17 protein-coding genes are annotated in these 14,338 nt (G+C 40.7%); 4 read left to right on the plus strand and 13 right to left on the minus strand.

Annotation, left to right across the window (positions count from 1 at the left end):
• Window positions 1-54 precede the first annotated feature (54 nt).
• From IQ264_RS18950 to IQ264_RS18965, 4 genes are all read right to left on the minus strand, one after another.
• Window positions 55-1,302, minus strand: a complete 1,248-nt coding sequence (locus IQ264_RS18950) for a polysaccharide biosynthesis/export family protein (protein ID WP_228061647.1) — start codon at window positions 1,300-1,302, stop codon at window positions 55-57.
• A 12-nt stretch (window positions 1,303-1,314) separates the two neighbouring features.
• Complete coding sequence (locus IQ264_RS18955; protein WP_193982364.1) at window positions 1,315-2,025, minus strand: cyanoexosortase B system-associated protein; 711 nt, start codon at window positions 2,023-2,025, stop codon at window positions 1,315-1,317.
• A 242-nt stretch (window positions 2,026-2,267) separates the two neighbouring features.
• Window positions 2,268-3,182: a cyanoexosortase B gene (gene crtB / locus IQ264_RS18960; protein WP_193982365.1), complete on the minus strand. Its 915-nt coding sequence runs from the start codon at window positions 3,180-3,182 to the stop codon at window positions 2,268-2,270.
• Window positions 3,183-3,286: 104 nt separating this feature from the next.
• A complete protein-coding gene (locus tag IQ264_RS18965) occupies window positions 3,287-4,432 on the minus strand; it encodes a DegT/DnrJ/EryC1/StrS family aminotransferase (protein ID WP_193982366.1) in 1,146 nt (381 codons plus the stop codon).
• Between the two features lie 417 nt (window positions 4,433-4,849).
• Between IQ264_RS18965 and IQ264_RS18970 the strand changes: the two genes are divergently transcribed.
• Window positions 4,850-5,545: a Uma2 family endonuclease gene (locus IQ264_RS18970; protein WP_193982367.1), complete on the plus strand. Its 696-nt coding sequence runs from the start codon at window positions 4,850-4,852 to the stop codon at window positions 5,543-5,545.
• 10 nt (window positions 5,546-5,555) lie between these two features.
• Here the strand turns inward: IQ264_RS18970 and IQ264_RS18975 are convergent, their stop codons facing one another.
• From IQ264_RS18975 to IQ264_RS18990, 4 genes are all read right to left on the minus strand, one after another.
• Complete coding sequence (locus IQ264_RS18975) at window positions 5,556-5,960, minus strand: helix-turn-helix domain-containing protein (protein ID WP_193982368.1); 405 nt, start codon at window positions 5,958-5,960, stop codon at window positions 5,556-5,558.
• A 102-nt stretch (window positions 5,961-6,062) separates the two neighbouring features.
• Window positions 6,063-6,296, minus strand: a complete 234-nt coding sequence (locus tag IQ264_RS18980) for a type II toxin-antitoxin system HicB family antitoxin (protein WP_193982369.1) — start codon at window positions 6,294-6,296, stop codon at window positions 6,063-6,065.
• Window positions 6,296-6,532, minus strand: coding sequence for a type II toxin-antitoxin system HicA family toxin (locus IQ264_RS18985; protein ID WP_193982370.1), 237 nt, complete (start codon window positions 6,530-6,532; stop codon window positions 6,296-6,298). The genes IQ264_RS18980 and IQ264_RS18985 overlap by 1 nt, the downstream gene beginning before the upstream one ends.
• 47 nt (window positions 6,533-6,579) lie before the next feature.
• On the minus strand, window positions 6,580-7,062 hold the full coding sequence (locus IQ264_RS18990; RefSeq protein ID WP_193982371.1) for a GNAT family N-acetyltransferase: 483 nt from the start codon (window positions 7,060-7,062) through the stop codon (window positions 6,580-6,582).
• A gap of 143 nt (window positions 7,063-7,205) precedes the next feature.
• Between IQ264_RS18990 and IQ264_RS18995 the strand changes: the two genes are divergently transcribed.
• Window positions 7,206-7,904 carry a Uma2 family endonuclease gene (locus IQ264_RS18995; protein ID WP_193982372.1) on the plus strand — a complete coding sequence of 233 codons (699 nt, stop codon included), beginning with the start codon at window positions 7,206-7,208 and terminating at the stop codon, window positions 7,902-7,904.
• A gap of 135 nt (window positions 7,905-8,039) precedes the next feature.
• Here IQ264_RS18995 and IQ264_RS19000 read toward each other — a convergent pair whose 3' ends face one another.
• A complete protein-coding gene (locus tag IQ264_RS19000; RefSeq protein ID WP_193982373.1) occupies window positions 8,040-9,173 on the minus strand; it encodes a geranylgeranyl reductase family protein in 1,134 nt (377 codons plus the stop codon).
• A gap of 500 nt (window positions 9,174-9,673) precedes the next feature.
• Between IQ264_RS19000 and IQ264_RS19005 the strand changes: the two genes are divergently transcribed.
• Window positions 9,674-9,853 (plus strand): family 2 glycosyl transferase, encoded by a 180-nt coding sequence (locus tag IQ264_RS19005; RefSeq protein WP_193982374.1) that lies wholly within the window; start codon window positions 9,674-9,676, stop codon window positions 9,851-9,853.
• A 118-nt stretch (window positions 9,854-9,971) separates the two neighbouring features.
• Here the strand turns inward: IQ264_RS19005 and frr are convergent, their stop codons facing one another.
• Both frr and pyrH read right to left on the minus strand, forming a co-directional pair.
• Window positions 9,972-10,520 (minus strand): ribosome recycling factor, encoded by a 549-nt coding sequence (frr, locus tag IQ264_RS19010; protein ID WP_193982375.1) that lies wholly within the window; start codon window positions 10,518-10,520, stop codon window positions 9,972-9,974.
• Complete coding sequence (gene pyrH / locus IQ264_RS19015) at window positions 10,507-11,235, minus strand: UMP kinase (protein WP_193982376.1); 729 nt, start codon at window positions 11,233-11,235, stop codon at window positions 10,507-10,509. Before pyrH ends, frr begins: the two co-directional genes overlap by 14 nt.
• A gap of 149 nt (window positions 11,236-11,384) precedes the next feature.
• Here pyrH and IQ264_RS19020 point away from each other — a divergent pair, with 149 nt between their 5' ends.
• On the plus strand, window positions 11,385-12,281 hold the full coding sequence (locus IQ264_RS19020) for an alpha/beta fold hydrolase (RefSeq protein WP_193982377.1): 897 nt from the start codon (window positions 11,385-11,387) through the stop codon (window positions 12,279-12,281).
• Between the two features lie 80 nt (window positions 12,282-12,361).
• Here IQ264_RS19020 and IQ264_RS19025 read toward each other — a convergent pair whose 3' ends face one another.
• Window positions 12,362-13,768 (minus strand): LCP family protein, encoded by a 1,407-nt coding sequence (locus IQ264_RS19025; RefSeq protein WP_322744747.1) that lies wholly within the window; start codon window positions 13,766-13,768, stop codon window positions 12,362-12,364.
• Between the two features lie 138 nt (window positions 13,769-13,906).
• Window positions 13,907-14,278: a hypothetical protein gene (locus IQ264_RS19030; RefSeq protein ID WP_193982378.1), complete on the minus strand. Its 372-nt coding sequence runs from the start codon at window positions 14,276-14,278 to the stop codon at window positions 13,907-13,909.
• Between the last annotated feature and the right edge of the window lie 60 nt (window positions 14,279-14,338).

A 14,338-nucleotide genomic window follows, 5' to 3' on the forward strand; every position in this document is an offset into this window, starting at 1 on the left:
AATTGCCGTTTTATTTAAATATTTGTTAATTTACTAACCATTATTTCTAGTTTATCAGTTGTTATTGTTTCCACTGGAGGGGAGGAACAGATTGATAGCACTGTCGGTTAATTGTTGGAAGAAGAGGAGAAATCCTAAAACATCGCGGAAAGGTTGGGTAAAGATGTTGAGGGCATAAGTAATCCGACCTACTAGGTTGCGACCAATGACAATCACATCATGATCTTGCAACAAGATATTTTGGGAAGCGTCGCCAAACAAGGCGCGTTTAGCATTGAGTTCGCGAACGATCGCTCTACCTCTTTCTGGATCGAACCTAATTACAGCTACACTATCTATGTCAGTACCCTGCAACGATATACTAGCCGCAGTGAAGGCATCCAAGAATTTACTCCCACTGGGAATAGCAAGATTGCCTACACTTTGGTTGGGGTAACTTAACACCCGAATATTAATAGTTGGTTTCGCTAAGTTGGAACTGGCTACTAGTTGACGATCGTAATTTTGCTCAGTTCCTACTTGCAGTTTTGGTACTATTACCGCATCGCCATCTTCTAAAGGTAGGTCGGGCATCGGTTCTCCAGCTGCTAAGGGAGTAAACAAATCTACTTTTTGTTCAATAAAAGACCCATCTACCAAAAAACGGCGAATCAGTACTTGTCGTAAGTCGGCTTGAGTGGTGCTACCACCTGCTGTCAGTAAGGCTGTAGAAACGCGGGGTAATACGGCAAGACCATAAAGACCAGGGCGGGCTACTTCACCAGTTACGGAGATTTGTACGGGACGTTGTGCTGCTAATCCGACGGTTACTACTGGATCGATGACAAATTGATTGTAGGCGGAACGAATTTTTTCTGTGGCTTCTTCGATCGTTAGACCTCTGACTGAAAGATTTCCTACTAGTGGCAGAATAATATTTCCTTCTGGCCCTACTGCTGCTTGGACGCTGAGTTCGGGAAATCTGGGTACAGAGATTGCCAATACATCTGCTGCGCCCAAACGATAAGGTCTAAACTGAGGATTGACTCGAAAGGGTTGGGGTGTCTGCTGAAGTTCAAAGGGAACTACTGGGATCGCGATCGGTGCTTGGGGCGTAAACGGGGTGGCAGGTGGTTCAACCCTTTGGGGCTGATTTTGTTTAGCTGCGGGTGAAATTGCCGGAAAGGATTTTCCTGTTTCTGTTCCCCAGCTTTTTTCCCCAAACCACAGGATAGAATTAGCCGTAAGCAGCAAGGTGCTGCTGGTGTAAATTCCCAAAATAGAGATGGCTTTGAACTGTTGACGAAAGAAAACCCCGTTCATGGTTGCGAATTTTTAATTTTTCTTTCTTTGCAGTGAACTAGACATGAGTGCAGTTTGCACGGCTTGACCCAAAGATGTGGCTTGGGGTAATACTGGTTCGATGTCACCCAAGGGTTCTATGGGAATTTGGATGCTAACTGCGACCCAAGGAACGCGCTTTCCTTGCCATTGGGCAATTTGGTCTAACCAAAACCATTTGGCTGGGTCTGGGCTTCCTCCTGGATACCAAGCGTACCATTGTAATACAGCAAAAGTTTGTTGCCGATTCCAACCCCGGAAGAATTTGGCTTCGACTTTGGTTGGTGGTTGATTTTCGCCTTTTGGAGGTACTGTAAACTGTATAAGACGATCGCGATCGATTTGCCAACGTTGAAATCCTTTGACATCCACCCATTGCACCTGTGGTTGATCTTTATCATCTTTTTGCGGACGTAACAGTAGAATAGCAGTGGTTTGGGGGTCAATTTGTATTTCTTGGGATAACCATTTATCTCCACTGACTGATACTTCTTTGCTAGTTTTGGTTTGCCATCCGGGAAGTTCTAGTCCTTGTTTGCGGACTTGTCTCATTTGAGAAATGGTTGTCACTGGTAATGGTTTTTCCCAAGCCCAATGTTTTTGCAAGTATCCGGGAACTGCTCCTACTAGGAGTAAAATTATTAGCAATAGGAGCAGAATGATTTGGTTTAGCTTAATATTTTGTTTGGCGAGTTTCATCAACATGGATAACAGAAAGTTTTAAGTTTTGATTTTTGAGTTTTGAGTTGTAAGAGCGGGTTTAGCAGGTAAGTTTAGACTCACAACAGAATAGTTAACAACAAAACCCGCCCTGGAGAGAGTGTTAAGTTTAGGAGAAAGTTTGACCATGATTTAAAGATTTACGAGATTTCTTGATTAATCCTGAATCCAAACTGAATCAATAAGTCCTATTCATCAAGTAAATCAACAAATTCTAAAAATTAATCCTATTCATCATGAGAATCAATAAATCCTGGTTGCTTTTCTGGTTCATCAGTGTCAATGGGGAAGTATTTTTCTATGCCATTGATCAGTAGGACTAATGTGCCTAACATACAAGCGGAGTAGATATCACCACCGCTACCTTCATGTAACCACTCAAAGGCTTGTTCGTTATGTGTACCGTGAAAATATGTTAGTAGTGTATTGCGGATAATGTTAGCCATGATGCTGATTAAGGCGGCGCTGATTAAAAAGAGGATGCTGCGAGTGCGCGATCGCCAAACTCCAGTCCAATAAAGTAACATTAAACCTACATACAAACTGGTAAATAGCATTTTCAACCCAGCGCAGTGAGGTGCTACTTCCACAATTTGCCCACCTACATATAAGTTAATTTCTTCTACCACTACCGGAAAGCCAAATTGCGTCAAAATAAACCCAGCAGTAGCAGCAATAAAGCTTTGCAATGGTAGGGCATAAGGTTCAATTAAGTAAGGAATTTGGTTAGGAGTGGCTAACAACACAAACACGAGTGGGAATGCTTGTAACTTTAATCCAGGAATCCCTTTTAACCACAAACAAAGACCAGCTAAAATTATCGGAAATGATAAATTAACAAAGTCAGTTAATCCACTGAGATAAAAGATGCCACCGATAATTAAAAACCCTACTGCTAATGGATGAAACTTATCTGGTAAACGATGCCATTTTTTGCGATTTAACCAGGCTATATAAGCAGCGAAGGGTAAACCAATTAAGCCGTGACTAAAATATTCATGAATGATACCAATATTTTTGTGTAGCCAGCCGTCGTACCAGTGCCATAATAGCGGCACATACATCAGCGCCAAAACAGCTGATATGGCAATCAAGAGTAAATTGTTCTCAATTTGATTGCGAAGTGTTAGCTTTGGTTGCATAATTCGTCATTAGTTATTTGTTATTAGTCATTAGTTATTCATTAATTAGAAAATTGGTAATTAAAAGGGGAAAATTTTTCCAATTACTAATTACCAACTATCAATCAGCTAGCACCCAATAATCGATCGATCGCTTCTACAACTTGCTTTACTTGATTTTGGCTTAAACCTGGGTACATTGGCAAGGAGAGAATCTGTTTTGCAAGTCTTTCCGCAACAGGCAAATCTCCTTCTTGATAGCCTAAATATTTGTAGGCGGGTTGCAGATGGCAAGGCAAGGGATAATGGATACCTGTTTGAATGCCCAAATCTGCTAATTTGGTTTGTAGGGTTTCTCGATTAACGGGGCAGTTTTCGGTAATCCGAACGACGTAAAGATGGTAAATGTGTCCTTGTTGGCTTTGATTTTCGATCGGGATAATCCCTTTGTTTTGCAGTGATGTCAAGAGTGAATCGTATTCTTTCGCTGCTGTGTTGCGCTGCAAATTCCACTGTTTCAAATGTGGCAATTTAACATTAAGTATGGCAGCTTGAATAGTATCAAGACGGCTGTTAGTACCGTATTCTGTATGAATGTATTTTTGTGGTGCTCCGTAGTTGCGTAATGAACGCAATTTTTGTGCTACATCGGCATCATTAGTAACAACTATACCGCCATCTCCCGCTGCACCTAAATTCTTACTGGGATAAAAGCTAAAAGCGGCTGCTTTACCAATACTTCCGGCGATATAACCTTCTCTTTCAGCTAAATGTGCTTGGGCGGCATCTTCAAAAATTAGCAGATTATGGGCGGTGGCGAAATCTTTTAATTGTTGGGGCGAAACCATTTGACCGTAGAGATGGACTGGTAAAATGGCTTTGGTTTTAGGTGTAATAGCTTTCTCGGCGGCTTTCAGGTCAATTAAAGCGGTTTCGGGGTCGCAGTCCACTAAAATTGGGGTAGCTTGGGCGTGAACTACGCCGATTAAGGTGGCGATAAAAGTATTTGCTGGTAAGATTACTTGATCACCTGGTTTGATACCAGATGCTTGTAATCCTAGTGCGATCGCATCTGTTCCACAAGCTACCCCAACTGCGTATTGTACACCGCAAGCTGTAGCAAAGGCTGTTTCAAATTCAGCTAAGGCTTTTCCTAAAACGAAATCTCCTTTTTGAAGTACATTATGGATTGCCTGTTCGATTTCGTTTTGAATTGGTTGATGTTGTAGGGTTAAGTCTACAAAAGGAATATTGACTGCCGTGCTAATCATAGTTTGCTTTAAAGCTTAACAATAGTTTAGGTGTTAAAAAAGCCACCTTATTTAGTTATCGGCTATCTTGGTAATTTTGCACAGTATAAAATGGTAAAGAGTTGATAAATTAATGTATTAATTTTTAATAACTTTACGAATTTTTAGAAAAAGAGTGATTTTTGGCGATCGAGCTTTGCGAATTTCGCTGCTAAATATAAATAACAGCGGTTCAGGCTGCTAATTTATAGCTACGTTTGGCAAACAGCAATGAAATTTCAGTGAACAGTTGTGCCTTGTTTTTGCATTCGTAACGAGATATTTAAGCGATCGCACTTTAAAGATAGGTTTAAATATATTCGCTATTCAACTATAAATCACATAGACCTCAGATGTGGAAATGTTAATATTGGAATACCTAAATAGAGGAAAAGCAGTATGGTACAACAACTACCAACTGAAACCAAATCAACAATCATCTACCCCGACAGCGACGGACAACCAATGTCAGATAACACCAAACAATTCCGCTGGATTGTTACTATCAAAGAAAACCTAGAAATTTTATTTGCTAATAATCCAGAGGTATTTGTTGCAGGTGACTTGCTTTGGTATCCCATTGAAGGCGATAACAAAACTCGGATAGCATCAGATGCAATGGTTGTTTTCGGTAGACCAAAAGGAGATAGAGGTTCCTACAAACAATGGGAGGAAAATAACATCTCTCCCCAGGTAGTGTTTGAAATTTTATCCCCTGGAAATCGACTAAAAGAAATGACCAAAAAACTCCTCTTTTATCAACAGTATGGAGTTGAGGAATATTATATTTATGATCCAGATGAACTGGAGTTAACCGTATTGATCAGATCTGGAGATAGATTAGAAGAAGTTGAGGAGATGAATGGTTGGGTAAGTCCACGATTAGGGATAAGATTTGAGTTAAAAGCTGATACTTTAGAAATTTTCCGTCCCAATGGACAGCGATTTCTTACTTCTGTGGAATTGGATCGATTGCGGGAAGAGGAACACCAACGTGCAGAAGATGCGATCGCACAACTGGAAGCAGAAAAACAGCGATATCAAGCTTTAATAGAACTATTGCAAGAAAAAGGAATTGACCCAGAACAATTGTAGGCGATAACACCTAATTTGACAAAAACAAACTTGGATCGACTTGGAAAAATTCTCCTAAAACTTCAGCTTGTTTTTTACTGATTTCTACCTCACCATTGACTACTTCTGCTGACACTTCCCTCGCACCCAAAGTTTCCACTAAATCTGCTGTTTCTAAACTTCTAGCTTCCATCAAATGTAGAAGTTTTGAGTGTGGCGTTGAAGCATTAAGCTGATAATGTTTAGCTTCAAAATCCTCAATCAGTCTGACCAATAATTCCAACATCGCATCTTCTTCAGGAGTTAGATTAGGACGAGAGAGCAGTTCTTCAACAACTGCCAGAAATTTCTCGTTTTCTTGCTCACTCTTGATAATTCGAGGTTGATGTTTAGACAGCAATTCGCTGTAGATTTTAGGATTAAAAGTAAGGGTCATTTTTCCATATAAACCATTTTTCATGTTTGGGAAGCTACTGCCAGAGAAACCAGGTTTCTACTTTCGATAGGATAGTTATAACTTAATTCCAGGTTCGATCGTTCACGAAGAATACATTTTTTTCCGCGCAGGAGCAACGGGAATTTCTTTCCCTTTTTTTTGGTAATCTTCTTTAACCAATTCCCACGCTTCTTTCAATTCCTCCAAAGCTTGTTGAGGAGTATCACCAAACGCAGAAATATTAGGCATTTCTTGGAAATGAGCAAGCCAATCTCCTTGTTCATCAACGTATAAATTAATCGTAAATCCATCAAAATTATAGTTATTAAAATCCATTATTCTTCTACCTCTTGATATTCAAAAAATTGTTGAACTTGATATACTTTTGCTTTTCCATCTTTACGGGGTTGAATTGGTAAAGCTTGACCGTTAGGTGAATACCATAAGCGATGGCTACCTTTTTGGCGGCTAAGAACCCATTCATTATGGGTTAGGAGAGTTTCAAATTCATCGAAAGTCAGATTTTCTGGGCTATTTTTAGCTTTTTGCCATAGTTTTTCTTTTTTGGTCATAACCTAATTATAAATAAATGGATTAACTCATATCATCCCATAGCTATTTACTCTGTGATATTTAAATTTAATCCCATTTCATTAGTATGTAAAAAACTTAAAGCTGAGTAGACAGGTTTTCCAGATAGTGAAGCGTGTAAAATAGCTCTGGTACAGTTTTTAGATTTAAGATATTCTAACGCCTTATTAGTCAGTTGTTTGGCGATTCCTTTGCGGCGATATTCGGGCTCAACATAAACTCCCCAAATATAGCCATACTTGCGATATTCTGCGGTTAGGATATGGGGATATAAACCTGCAAATAACTGACAACCTACCGAACCAACAACTCGCCCATCTAATTCTGCCACAAAAGCTTGATAGCTGAGTTCTTGGCGAGCGCGATCAATAAATTCCAAGGTAATTTTCCGCCAGTTAGACTCGATAAAATTAGCCGAAACATCATTATCTCGCCATAATTGATAAAAATGTTCGGCAATCAGAGTATCTTCCGCTAACAAAGCTTCTCTTATATGCAGTACATTCTCCAAAAGCCAAAAACCTCTCTTCGATCGTTGGATTAATTTTACTGGGTTTCTTGCTCACTTTAACTAAAGTGGTGAAGTTATTTTTTAGAAAAATTTAGTTTCTAATTCGGTAAGATAGTTATAACCTAATTTCAGGTAAAATCGTCATGATCAAAACACCATCACACCCAGAAACTATTCCCTTTTTAGTAAATGGCGACAAGCTGAACCGCTATGAATTTGAGCGCCGCTACAACGCCACGCCTAACTTGAAAAAAGCTGAATTAATTGAAGGAATTGTTTATATGGCTGCTGCACTCCGGTTTAAAAGTCACAGTCAACCTCATGCTTGGATTCTTGTCTGGTTGGGAACTTATGCAGTTGTAACGCCTGGAGTAGAATTAGGAATTGAACCGAGTGTGCGGTTGGATGTGGATAACGAACCTCAACCAGATGCGGTTCTTATGATCACACCAGAAGCAGGAGGTCAAGCAAAATTAAGTGAAGATGATTATATTGAAGGTGCGCCAGAATTAGTTGTGGAAATTGCTGCTAGTAGTGTTGCGATCGATCTTCATGCTAAAAAACAAGCTTATCGTCGCAATGGAGTTAAGGAATATATTGTTTGGCAAGTTCTCGATCGCAAATTGAGTTGGTTTTATCTAGAACAAGGTGAATATTTGGAATTAAACCCAGATAACAAGGGAATTATACAAAGTCGAATTTTTCCTGGGTTGTGGTTAGCAGTTACCGAGTTATTAGCAGGGAATATGCAGCAGGTATTAACTATTTTACAAGCAGGCTTACAATCTCCTGAATACGCAGCATTTGTTAATAAATTACCTGGGAGCGATAAGGTTTATTAGTACGATCGCATTCATAACCCAAAAAATAAAGTTATCAAATACTCTACTGTAATTTTAGATGTCAAATCAGGGGAGGCAAAGCAAATAAATTTGATTTTTGATAATCCTTTTTTCACTTTAACCACCCCTCAATTTTTAACGTCCCATTCCTGGAATTAAACCAGAACTTAAACGTTTTACTGCTTTACCAGCTATTTCACTATAACGTTGTTGTCCGCACAAAATTTTCACCATTATGTCAGTTGCGGCAGGACGCTTGACACCAACTTTGTACCCAACTTTGGGAACACGGTAAAATACACCCGCTAAACGTTGTGCCCACACCATATCGCTACCCCATTCTTGGTTCACGATTTCGGTGTATTGTTCTAAAGCATTGATATTGCCGCCAATAGCTTGATCGATCGCTTCCGCTGCTTTCATCCCAGTAAACATTGCCGGACGAATGCCTTCAGCAGTAAAAGGATCGACCACACAAGCAGCTTCCCCAGCTAACAAGGCATTTTGGGTATGCAATTTTTGATTCCCATCCCACAAAGCTAAGGGATGATCGAATTGCTTATAGCTGTTCGCATCCAAACCGAAAAGTTTACTGTATTCTGACAAAATACTCTTAAAATCTGGTTGATCTCCACCTTGGAATATACCAGCACCGATCGAATAACCGTCTGCTTTCGGGAAGTTCCAAAGATAGCCATTTTTTACCATCCCGAACTCAAAATGGATTCTCGGTTCTGATTCTATAGGGTTAGTTGTCTCCGCTTCTAGCGCCCCAGCTAAACGCTTTTTCCGTTCCTTAAAGCCCAACCATTTACCCATCGGCCCTTTTGCACCATCGGCAGCGATCAAGTAGCGACCTTCCACTGGGCCATTAGCGGTATTGACTTGCCAGCGATCGCTTTTAAATTCAATGCCCGTTACTTCAGTATTATCACCTAGTTCTGCGCCCTGTTTTTGTGCTTGTTGAATCAGAAAATGGTCGAAAATATCCCGACGAACCACCCAGATAGGTTCGGAACCTTCTATTTTTGCTTCCACAGGATCTTCCCTTTTCCATGTGTAGCAAAGTTTACTTACTTTTAAGGAAATTGCCGGAGCAAAATCAAAATCAAACCATTCAGCGACCACCGGAGATACACCACCGCCACAAGGTTTGTACCGAGGTAGGCTTTCCTTTTCCAAAATTAAAACAGACCTACCACGCTTTGCTAAATGATACGCCGCCGTTCCACCTGCTGGGCCAGCACCGACAATAATGCAATCAAACATAGGGCAAAAATTAGCTCCTTAATTAGCTAGGATATGAATTTTGACCAACTTCCCAGGTCATCCTCTCGATCGGAGTTTAACAGGATTTTATTTGTTATTGCCAGTCAAGTTTAACTATTTTTGTTGTTTTAGTCACTCAAACAACTTGATAGATAGTTGCTACATAATTAGCATTTTTTCTGATTCTCCTGGAATTTACTGAACGTAAATCACACGACTTTGGATGGAGGAAGGGAAACACCCTCTGTAATTTTAAATAGCATATAGTTACTTACTTATACTGATTACAAATTTTATGTAAAGAGCCTAGTATGAGATATAAAGTTTCTGTAAAGCAGGGAGCTAATAAGTTGATTAATTTTTCCTAACAAATTGCTTCTTGACTAAACTGAAGCATTTAAACAATTTAACCTTTCAATTTCAACTTTAAGAAACGCACCATTTATAAACAGAAAAAATTTATCTACTGCCCCCTGTTCCGTTTATTTGAGGACAAAAAGATGATTTGGGAAGTTTGTATTCGCTACTCCAACGGTAAGGAAAAAGTTCTCCGCGCTTACAGAAATAGGGAAAAAGCTCTGCGTTGTGTAGATGCCATATACCACACCTGGGGCTATCCACTACACTTAGCTTATATTGTGCGTGCTGGTGATGCAGAACAGATGTTTCAAACAGCTTAGTTTAAGAAGGCTCCAAGGCAGAGGGCAGAAGGGAAAAGGAAAGAATGTTTGTACAACAGCCTTTTCACTTGTTTTTAACTGTATAGTTATTTCTGCCACGCTGCGCTAGGAAGTTGATTTAGACTGTGGTAATATCTTTCTCCTTTTCTGCAAGTAATTCTTCAATTTTGGCAATATATTTGTCAGTCATTTTTTGAACTTTATCTTGGGTATCTTTAGCTACGTCTTCAGATAATTCACCACTTTTTTCTTGCTTACGAATCGAATCAACAGCATCGCGGCGGATATTGCGAATCGAAACTTTGCCTTCTTCAGCATATTTAGCAGCTAACTTGACCAATTCTTTGCGTCGATCGCTTGTTAATGGTGGAATATTCAAGCGAATTAGGGAACCATCATTGTTCGGAGTCAAGCCAATATCTGACAGAGAAATAGCCTTTTCGATCAGATTTAAACTAGTGCGATCGAAAGGTTGAATAGTAATCGTACTAGCATCAGGAGTATTGATACTCGCCAGAGATTTTAAAGCTGTTGGTGCGCCGTAATATTCTACTGTCACTTTATCTAAAAGTGAAGAATTAGCGCGTCCGGTGCGGATGGTGTTAAAAGAGCGTTGAGTTGCCTCAACTGCTTTGTGCATGTGGTCTTCAACTTCAGGTAACTTCATATAATCCTCCCACAATGGTACCGATTTGTTCTCCCGTTACAGCCCGACGAATATTTCCCCGAACTCCCAGGTCAAATACAATAATCGGAATATTGTTTTCTTTACAAAGAGCGATCGCAGTACTATCCATCACTCTTAAATCTTGAGTCAAAACGTGAGTGTAGTTCAAACTATGATAGCGACGAGCATGAGGATTGACATGGGGATCGGAATCGTAAATCCCGTCAACTTTCGTGGCTTTAAAAATTACATCAGCATTGATTTCTGCTGCCCTAAGAGCAGCTGTAGTATCAGTAGTGAAGAAAGGATTTCCCGAACCTGCACCAAAAATCACCACTCGTCCCTTTTCCAAGTGACGAATAGCACGTCTGCGGATGTAAGGTTCTGCGACTTCTTGCATTGCGATCGCACTTTGCACTCGCGTTGGCACATTAATCTGTTCCAAAGCATCCTGCAAAGTCATCGCATTCATCACCGTAGCAATCATGCCAATATAATCTGCTGTGGCCCGATCCATGCCTCGCGCCGCCCCTTTCACGCCTCGAAAGATGTTGCCCCCACCGACGACAATCGCTACTTGTACGCCTGTGCTGACTACTTCTGCCACTTCAGAGGCGATTTCCTGAACGACTTGGGGATCGATGCCATAGCCGAGATCGCCCATCAGGGCTTCACCGCTCAGCTTCAGTAAAATCCGCTGGTATCCTGTACCCATGAAATGACTTATTGCTGCAATTAAAAATAGTATCCAACTAAAGATAACAGCACAAGTGACATTTTGTGTGTGAACTATCCATTTGATTGAGCAACCAAATATGAAGCTATATCAAAATAGAGAGTGTGACTGCTTTTCTTAATAATTTCATGATTAGCTCTATTTCCACCTCAACTGCTACAACTCAAACTTGGACTTGGCGAGGTTTTCCGATCTGTTACCAAGCCCAAGGCAACCAAGGGCCTGCTATTGTTTTAGTACATGGATTTGGGGCTTCTTGGGCACACTGGCGCAAAAATATTCCTGAACTGGCACAAAATGCGCGAGTTTTTGCCCTTGACTTAATTGGTTTTGGGGGTTCGGCTAAACCTGCGCCAGGAAGGGAAATTAACTATACTTTTGAAACTTGGGCGCAGCAAATAGGCGACTTTTGTCGAGAAGTGGTTGGTGAACCAGCATTTTTGATGGGTAATTCGATCGGCTGTATAGTAGCCATGCAAGCGGCTGTAGACTTTCCCGAAATGATTAGAGGAGTGGCTTTGCTCAATTGTTCCTTACGATTGTTGCACGATCGCAAACGCGCCACCTTACCCTGGTATCGTCGTTCTGGTGCTCCCATTGTCCAACGAATATTAGCATTTAAACTAATCGGGCAATTATTCTTTAATCAAATCGCCAAGCCGAAAGTCGTCAAAAAAATTCTTCTGCAAGCCTATAAACGTCCCGAAGCAGTCACCGACGAACTAGTAGATATGTTAATGGCACCAGCTTTAGATCCTGGCGCAGTAGATGTATTTTTAGCATTTACTCGCTATTCTCAAGGGCCATTACCAGAAGATTTGTTACCAATTTTGCCTTGTCCGGCAATTATTTTATGGGGAACAGATGACCCTTGGGAACCGATCGATTTAGGGCGAGAATTAGCCAAATTCCCCCAAGTTGAAAAGTTTATTCCTTTAGAAGGATTAGGTCATTGTCCCCAAGATGAAGCACCCGAATTAGTTAATCCAATTTTGATTGATTGGATTTTCCAAAAAACTAAATAGACTGTTCGTTGTGAGGACTTCAGTCCTAGCTTTGTCACTGCGAGAAGGACTGAAGTCCTTACAACGAACAAATCTCAAAATTATTGAGATGATTTTTGTTGTTGTATCCAATCTTTGCCAACAAAAATAGTGATATCAGAGTTGAGAGAACCAGTACTTTCTACACGCACTTCGCCAGTTCCTAATGCTTGAGATACAGCTTCAGCCGCTTCACTATCTCCTTTTTGGGCGAGAATGCGCGTTTCTGACAAAGTTTCACTCCAAGGTTCAGTAACTTGAACATTGCGATAACCTGCTCTTCTCAGCTTTCTCACTAAAGCATTTACTGATTCTGAATCGCCTGTGCTGTCTTTAATGGCTATTTTTACATTAGTCAAATCAGTTTTGCGACGCTCTTTTGGTTCTGATTCATCAGAAGAATTTAAATATTGACTAACTAATTGAGAAATTCCCCTGCGGTTAGGCAACCAATAGCTAGCCTCATATTCTCCTTCATTACTAAACTGTCCTGGTACTAATAACATTTGAGCATCAGAACGATTCATTTTTACACCAAAACCTACTAAGGCAACTAATTCTTCTACAGATAGGTTAGTGTCAATGTGAGATTGGATTACCCGGAGAATTTCTGGTAATCTGGCTAAAGTTACGGGATTAAGAGCTTGTTCCATTAATGCTCTCATAACCATTTGTTGCCGTTGGACGCGACCAATATCTCCTAATTTGTCGTGGCGGAAACGTAGTAAGTTTTGGGTTTGAGCGCCGTCGAGGTGTTGTTTTCCGGCTTTAAAATCGATGTAAAGGTGTTGGGTGTTATCAGTATATTTCATGTCGTAAGGTATATGAATAGTCACACCACCTAAAGCATCGATCAGTTTTTCTACGCCTTGGACGTTGATACGGACATAGCGATCGATTCTCACATCTCCCAGTAAACTACTTACTGTCTTCGCACTCAACGCAGGGCCACCATAAACGTTAGCCGCATTAATTTTAGTAACACCTGCTCCTTCGACAAAAGTACGAGTATCACGAGGTATAGAAAGGACAATTAATTTTTTGGTCTGCGGGTTAAACCGCAATAAGAGCATGGTATCGGATAAACCTTCAAAAGAGTTAAGTACAGGTTCGTATCCTCCCAAGCTGGGGTCTGGTTTTTCGCCTAAATCTGAAGGTAAAACCTTAATTCCCATAACTAAAATATTTACAGGTCGGGTTAACTCTGGCAACTTGAGATTAGTCGTAGAGATGTTGCCTTGAGAAAACACCGCAGCTTCTTCAGGGCTCAGACGGCTCTGCATTAACGGTGTTGTCGAAAGCGATACTGCCAATAGGGCTCCTGCGGTTGCCGACAGCATTGCTACACCAGTTAAGCTAAATCCTAACCATAGCCAACGTAGCTGGCTAAATTTAGATGGCTCTGAACCAATCTTACGGATGGTTTCTTGCTTCTGAGAGAATGAACCGGAAATTTTTGTAGTTGGCACTAGCTTCCTCACACACGAAAAATGGGCTGTCTTTAAAGTTACTCAGACCTGAAGATGGAAATAACCATACAAGTATCTACTACTTGAGTCGCGATCGCATAATCCCGATCAGGATTTTCTTATTGATTAGGTTGGACATTAAGGTAGGCGTTTATGAACCACCCGTTTGGAGATGCGCGTACCTGGTAAGCGCAAAGGTTGGCGCTGCCACAATCGGAACATTAACCAAGTACTTACCACAAAGTAACCAGAAGTAAATAAGCTGTTGGTTACTAACAAAGGCAATTTCCAGGATTCCGAAGTATCTGCTCCGGCTGCCAATAAAATGTAACCTAAGAGCCAACCAAAAGCTAGAGTTACTGATAATCTACTTGCTGCCATTTCCTCCCGACTAGCTTGGCGGCAGTACAATGTCCACAGGGACGGAAAAACGCCAAACACAGGTATTAAGTACAAAAACAACTGTAATTGCTTCAAGTCAGAATTTTCAAATGGATTAGTTTTTCTCATATTTTTAGTGATTAGTGATTAGGGACTGGGAAGAAGAGGTGGGGTGGTGGGGTGGTAGGG

Origin of the sequence: [Phormidium] sp. LEGE 05292, from assembly GCF_015207735.1 — a bacterium.
GTDB lineage: Bacteria > Cyanobacteriota > Cyanobacteriia > Cyanobacteriales > Aerosakkonemataceae > Floridanema.

Coding starts and splice junctions, on each gene's coding strand:
- IQ264_RS18950 (WP_228061647.1), bottom strand. CDS start 1,302: ATGAACGGGGTTTTCTTTCGTCAACAGTTCAAAGCCATCTCTATTTTG.
- IQ264_RS18955 (WP_193982364.1), bottom strand. CDS start 2,025: ATGTTGATGAAACTCGCCAAACAAAATATTAAGCTAAACCAAATCATT.
- crtB (WP_193982365.1), bottom strand. CDS start 3,182: ATGCAACCAAAGCTAACACTTCGCAATCAAATTGAGAACAATTTACTC.
- IQ264_RS18965 (WP_193982366.1), bottom strand. CDS start 4,432: ATGATTAGCACGGCAGTCAATATTCCTTTTGTAGACTTAACCCTACAA.
- IQ264_RS18970 (WP_193982367.1), top strand. CDS start 4,850: ATGGTACAACAACTACCAACTGAAACCAAATCAACAATCATCTACCCC.
- IQ264_RS18975 (WP_193982368.1), bottom strand. CDS start 5,960: ATGACCCTTACTTTTAATCCTAAAATCTACAGCGAATTGCTGTCTAAA.
- IQ264_RS18980 (WP_193982369.1), bottom strand. CDS start 6,296: ATGGATTTTAATAACTATAATTTTGATGGATTTACGATTAATTTATAC.
- IQ264_RS18985 (WP_193982370.1), bottom strand. CDS start 6,532: ATGACCAAAAAAGAAAAACTATGGCAAAAAGCTAAAAATAGCCCAGAA.
- IQ264_RS18995 (WP_193982372.1), top strand. CDS start 7,206: ATGATCAAAACACCATCACACCCAGAAACTATTCCCTTTTTAGTAAAT.
- IQ264_RS19000 (WP_193982373.1), bottom strand. CDS start 9,173: ATGTTTGATTGCATTATTGTCGGTGCTGGCCCAGCAGGTGGAACGGCG.
- IQ264_RS19005 (WP_193982374.1), top strand. CDS start 9,674: ATGATTTGGGAAGTTTGTATTCGCTACTCCAACGGTAAGGAAAAAGTT.
- frr (WP_193982375.1), bottom strand. CDS start 10,520: ATGAAGTTACCTGAAGTTGAAGACCACATGCACAAAGCAGTTGAGGCA.
- pyrH (WP_193982376.1), bottom strand. CDS start 11,235: ATGGGTACAGGATACCAGCGGATTTTACTGAAGCTGAGCGGTGAAGCC.
- IQ264_RS19020 (WP_193982377.1), top strand. CDS start 11,385: ATGATTAGCTCTATTTCCACCTCAACTGCTACAACTCAAACTTGGACT.
- IQ264_RS19030 (WP_193982378.1), bottom strand. CDS start 14,278: ATGAGAAAAACTAATCCATTTGAAAATTCTGACTTGAAGCAATTACAG.